We start from the raw sequence: 5,078 nt of genomic DNA, 5'->3' as shown, positions 1-5,078 counted from the left end.
CCGCCGTGCTCTCCGAGGCGGGAAAAATTCTGCCCACGGTCGATCTGCCCGATCGCGGCCATGACGTCACCTTCGATCCGGTGTCGAAACGTTCGGTGGTCTTCCCCCGCCAGCCCGGCACCTTCGCCGTGGTCTTCGACCATGCCGGCCGCGACAAGCCATTAACCATCGCCAGCATCGCCGGCCGGCATTTCTTCGGCCATGGCGTGTTCTCGCCCGACGGCGCCTTGCTCTATGCGACCGAGAACGATTTCGACAACGCGGCAGGTGTCGTGGGTGTCTACGACGCGCGGGCCAAATTCAATCGCATTGGCGAGTTCCCGACCTACGGCATGGGTCCTCACGAGCTGCTCCTGCTTGGCGACGGCCGCACCTTAGCCATCGCCAATGGCGGCATCGAAACCCATCCCGACTATGGCCGCGCCGAGCTCAACATCGCGACGATGAAGCCGTCCTATACGCTGGTCGACCGCGCCACCGGCGACCTCATCGAAAAGCACGAATTGCCGCCGGCGCTGCACCAGCTTTCGATCCGCCACATGGATCGCGACCAGTCGGGCACCGTCTGGTTCGGCTGCCAATATCGCGGGCCGGCGACCGACCGCCCGGCGCTGGTCGGCCGCGCCGCGCGCGGCAAGGAACTCGAGCTGCTGGAGATGCCGCGGGACGTGCTCTCCGGCTTCCGCAACTATATCGGCTCGGTCGCTGCCAACGCCGCCACCGGCACGGTCGCCGTCACCTCGCCGGAGGGCAATTCGCTGGCCGTCCTCGATGCCGCCAGCGGACGCGTGGTCGCGACCAGGTCGCTGGTCGAGGTCTGCGGCCTTGCGCCCGACGGCGCCGGCTTCATGGCGACGACCGGCGCCGGCGAGATCGTCGGCGGAGCTGGCGCCACCCGTTCCGAGCCGGATTATGTCTGGGACAACCACATGCTGCGCATTGTCGCGACGGCGTGATCGCCGCGCCTAGAGCAATTCCAGGAAAAGTGTGAGCGGTTTCCGTCCGGAATTGCGTCAAAACAAAGAGATAGAGCGGCTCGCCGGTTCCGCGAAACGGTGAAACGCTCGAGAAGCAAAGCCGCTTAACATTTCTGCGCCCTGGCCCTTGCGGCGGCCGCCTATGCCGGGCAGAGGGAATTGTGTTTCGATCCAGTTCTTTAACCGGCCTATGACGCTGCCTGAATGAAGCCGCCCGTATGAAGCTGCTCGCCATCGATTGTGCCGCCAACCTCTGTGCTGCCTGCGTCTATGATGCGGATGCGGAGAAGGAGCTCGGCCGCGAGGTGCGCGATCTCGGCAAAGGCCATGCCGAGCATCTGATGGCCGTCATCGAGACGGCCCTACAAGCCGGCGGGGTCGGCTATCCCGACCTCAACGCCGTTGCTGCCTCGGTCGGGCCCGGATCGTTCACCGGCCTGCGCGTCGGCGTTTCGACCGCGCGCGGCCTGGCGCTGGCGCTGAAGATCCCGGCGATCGGCGTGACGACGCTGGAAGCCCTGGCGGCGGAAGGGGCGAGCGCTTTTCCCGGGCGCGCGGTGTTTGCCGCGCTCAACGCCGGCCGCGAGGAAATCCATGCCGCGCTCTATGATAAAGCGTTAGCTGAAGCTTACGGACCTTCCGTAGTCACACTTTCCGAGGCGACGACCATGGCCATCGACGCCGAAGCAGTCCTTGCCGGCACCGCTGCGCCGCTTATCGCCCGGGCGGTGGGGGGCGCCTTCGACACCGGCCCGATCGCCGCCACGGCCGACATTGCGACCTATGCCAGACTGGCTGCCGCCAAGGGACCGGGCGAAAAGCCCAAGCCGCTCTATCTGCGCGGCGCCGACGCCAAGCCGCAGGCGGGCTTCATTCTGCCAAGGCAGGACAAGGGAAACGAGCCCTGATGCGCATACCGTTCTTTCAGCCGCGTCGCAGGGACTATGCCTTGGAACCGCTGACCGTTGCCGACAGCGCCGCCGTCTCGGTGCTGCATCGCGAGGATTTCGTGCGGCCCTGGACCGACGGCGAGTTCGCAGCGCTCCTCGAACAGGACACCGTGTTCGGCTATGCCGCGCGGGAGACAGGACAGGGATCGAAACCCCCGGTCGGCTTCGTGCTGGCGCGGCTCGCGGCCGGCGAGGGCGAAATCCTGACCGTGGCCGTCGCCCGCAGCCATCGCCGCCAGGGCCTTGGCTGGCAATTGATGGATGCGGTGCTGCGCGAGCTTCATGCGCAGCGTGCCGAAGCGCTCTTCCTCGAGGTCGACGAGACCAACGCGCCCGCGATCGGGCTTTACCGCAGGCTTGGCTTCATCCAGGTCGGTCATCGCCCGAACTATTACCGTTCGACCGAGCATGGCCCGACCGGCGCGCTTGTCATGCGCCGCGATCTTCGCTAGCCAGTCCGCGCGATAGGGCGGAGCGAATGATCAAGAAATTACGGATTTTCCTGGCGCTCTTCTATGTCGTCGTCTGTTCGCTCGTGCTGGTGCCGCTGCAGATCCTGTCGATGAAGACGGGGCTGTGGCCCGAAACCTTCATCCTGAAGATTTGGCACAGCATGATCCTGCGGGCGCTGGGCATGCGGGTGCATGTGAAAGGCGCCTTGGCCAAGGACCGCCCTCTGCTGGTGGCGGCCAACCACATCTCCTGGACCGACATCATGGTGCTCGGCTCCTTCGTCGACGTGAAGTTCATCGCCAGGGCCGACATGGAGGGCTGGCCGCTGATCGGCATGTTGTCCAAGCTGCAGCGCACCGTCTTCATCGAACGCGAGCGCAAGCGCACCTCTGGCGACCAGGCAAGCGAGATCGCCAAGAGGATGGCAAAAGGCGACGCCATGGTGCTGTTCGCCGAAGGCTCGACCGGCGACGGCAACCTCGTTCTGCCGTTCAAGAGCACCTTGTTCGGCGCGGCCTCGATGGCGATCTCGGAGGGTGCTGCGGACCAGGTCTTCATCCAGCCCGTGGCGATCGCCTATACGCGCCTGCATGGCATGCCGATGGGCCGCCGCCACAGGCCGATGACCGCCTGGATCGGCGACCAGGACCTGATGCCGCATCTCAAAACCCTGCTTGCCGAAGGCGCGATCGACGCCGAGGTGCATTTCGGCGCGCCGGTGCCGTTCGCCAAGGGCTCGAACCGCAAGGAAACGGCAAGGCTGATGGAAGCCAAGGTGCGCGAGATGATGCAGGCCGCGCTCGCCGATCCGCGTCCCAGTCGTCAGCGTGTCGCCTGAAAGCGGGACGCGCGGCGCCGCAACCTGCCAGAATCGTCTGTTTTTTGTCACGGAAAGGCGGTAGAAGCCGCGCGATGGATTTGAACACGATTGAAAGCCACGACACAGGCGCTGCGGCCGAGCACTCGGCCAGCACGGACCGGACGGCGAAAAAGGTCTTCGTCAAGACCTATGGCTGCCAGATGAACGTCTACGATTCCCAGCGCATGACCGATGCGCTGGCGGCCGACGGCTATGTCGCCACCGACGCCGTCGAAGACGCCGATCTGGTGCTGCTCAACACTTGCCATATCCGCGAAAAGGCGGCGGAAAAGGTCTATTCCGAGCTTGGCCGCATCCGCGACATGAAAGCCGAGCGCGCCGAGGCCGGCCGCGAGCTCCTGATCGGCGTCGCCGGCTGCGTGGCGCAGGCCGAAGGCGCCGAGATCATCCGTCGCGCCCCTGCGGTCGATCTGGTCATCGGCCCGCAGACCTATCACCGGCTGCCCGACGTGCTGGCAAGGGTCCGCGGCGGCGAGAAGATCGTCGAGACCGAATACGCCATCGAGGACAAGTTCGAGCATCTGCCGCAGCCGAAACGCGCCGAATTGGCAAAGCGGGGCGTCACCGCCTTCCTCACGGTGCAGGAAGGCTGCGACAAGTTCTGCACCTTCTGTGTAGTGCCTTATACGCGCGGCTCTGAGGTCTCGCGCCCGGTGGCGCAGATCGTCGCCGAGGCCGAGCGCCTGGCCGAAGCCGGCGTGCGCGAGGTGACGCTGCTTGGCCAGAACGTCAACGCCTGGCACGGCGTCGGCGAAAACGGCGAGGAATGGGGCCTCGGTCGTCTGCTGTTTCGGCTTGCGGAAATCCCCGGCCTGGCGCGGCTGCGCTACACCACCAGCCATCCGCGCGACATGGACGACGAATTGATCGCAGCGCATCGTGACCTGCCCGCCTTGATGCCCTATCTGCATTTGCCGGTGCAGTCGGGGTCCGACCGGATTTTGAAGGCGATGAACCGCAGGCATACGGCACGTGACTACCTGGCGCTCATCGAGCGCATCCGCGCCGCACGCTCCGACATCGCCATGTCCGGCGATTTCATCGTCGGCTTCCCGGGCGAGACGGACGAGGATTTCGAGGCGACGCTGGAGCTGGTACGCGAGGTGGGTTACGCGGCCTGTTTCTCGTTCAAATATTCGCCACGCCCCGGCACGCCGGGCGCCGAAATGGACGGGCATCTCGCCGAAGCGGTGAAGGACGAGCGGCTGCAGCGCCTGCAGGCGTTGATCAACGAGCAGCAGCGGACTTTCATCGCCGGCCTGGTCGGCCGCACCGTCAGCACGTTGATCGAGAAGCCCGGTCGCCGCCCCGGCCAGATTGTCGGCCGCTCGCCATGGCTGAACCCGGTTATTGTTGACGACAAGGCCGGTGGAATCGGTGACATTATTGACGTACGAATCACGAAGACAGGCCCCAACAGCCTGTTCGCCGAGTTGGCCTGATGCATGTCGTCCCGCGATTTTGGGGAAACGACCTGCATAGCCGCAAGCCTCGGCAGATGAGGAGAGACGGTTGAGCGCTGCCGAACTGAAGAATCCGCCCCAGAACCAGGCGACCGGGGCTTCCGACATGGCGCACATCGTACTGACCTTCGACAACAACAAGCTTGCCAGCGCCCTTTACGGTCAGTTCGACGAGAATCTGGCCCGGCTCGAGCAGAAGCTCGGCGTCGATATCCGCTCGCGCGGCAACCAGCTTGCGATCAAGGGCTCGGCTTCGGCCGCCGAACAGGCGCGCCGCGCGCTGGATACGCTCTACGGTATCCTGCAGAAGGGCGTCGACATCGGCCAGTCGGACGTCGACGCCCTTCTGCAGGAT

General features: G+C 65.2%; 5 protein-coding genes and 1 pseudogene. All 6 read left to right on the top strand.

All coding sequences use genetic code 11. The annotated features are described in order from the left end of the window. On the top strand, positions 1-956 hold a 956-nt coding region (locus tag EOD07_RS21935), incomplete at its 5' end, for a DUF1513 domain-containing protein (RefSeq protein WP_245470393.1). 239 nt (positions 957-1,195) lie between these two features. Next, positions 1,196-1,885 carry a tRNA (adenosine(37)-N6)-threonylcarbamoyltransferase complex dimerization subunit type 1 TsaB gene (gene tsaB / locus EOD07_RS21930; protein ID WP_127236960.1) on the top strand — a complete coding sequence of 230 codons (690 nt, stop codon included), beginning with the start codon at positions 1,196-1,198 and terminating at the stop codon, positions 1,883-1,885. Further along, positions 1,885-2,379, top strand: a complete 495-nt coding sequence (locus EOD07_RS21925) for an N-acetyltransferase (protein ID WP_040985961.1) — start codon at positions 1,885-1,887, stop codon at positions 2,377-2,379. Before tsaB ends, EOD07_RS21925 begins: the two co-directional genes overlap by 1 nt. A gap of 26 nt (positions 2,380-2,405) precedes the next feature. Beyond that, positions 2,406-3,218: a lysophospholipid acyltransferase family protein gene (locus tag EOD07_RS21920; RefSeq protein ID WP_127236959.1), complete on the top strand. Its 813-nt coding sequence runs from the start codon at positions 2,406-2,408 to the stop codon at positions 3,216-3,218. A 74-nt stretch (positions 3,219-3,292) separates the two neighbouring features. Next, positions 3,293-4,702: a tRNA (N6-isopentenyl adenosine(37)-C2)-methylthiotransferase MiaB gene (gene miaB, locus EOD07_RS21915; protein WP_127236958.1), complete on the top strand. Its 1,410-nt coding sequence runs from the start codon at positions 3,293-3,295 to the stop codon at positions 4,700-4,702. Between the two features lie 127 nt (positions 4,703-4,829). Continuing rightward, positions 4,830-5,078: pseudogene (locus EOD07_RS21910) on the top strand (phosphate starvation-inducible protein PhoH); the annotation flags it as partial.

It is taken from the genome of Mesorhizobium sp. M2C.T.Ca.TU.002.02.1.1 (assembly GCF_003997225.1).
This window is presented reverse-complemented; position numbering and strand designations above follow the sequence as displayed.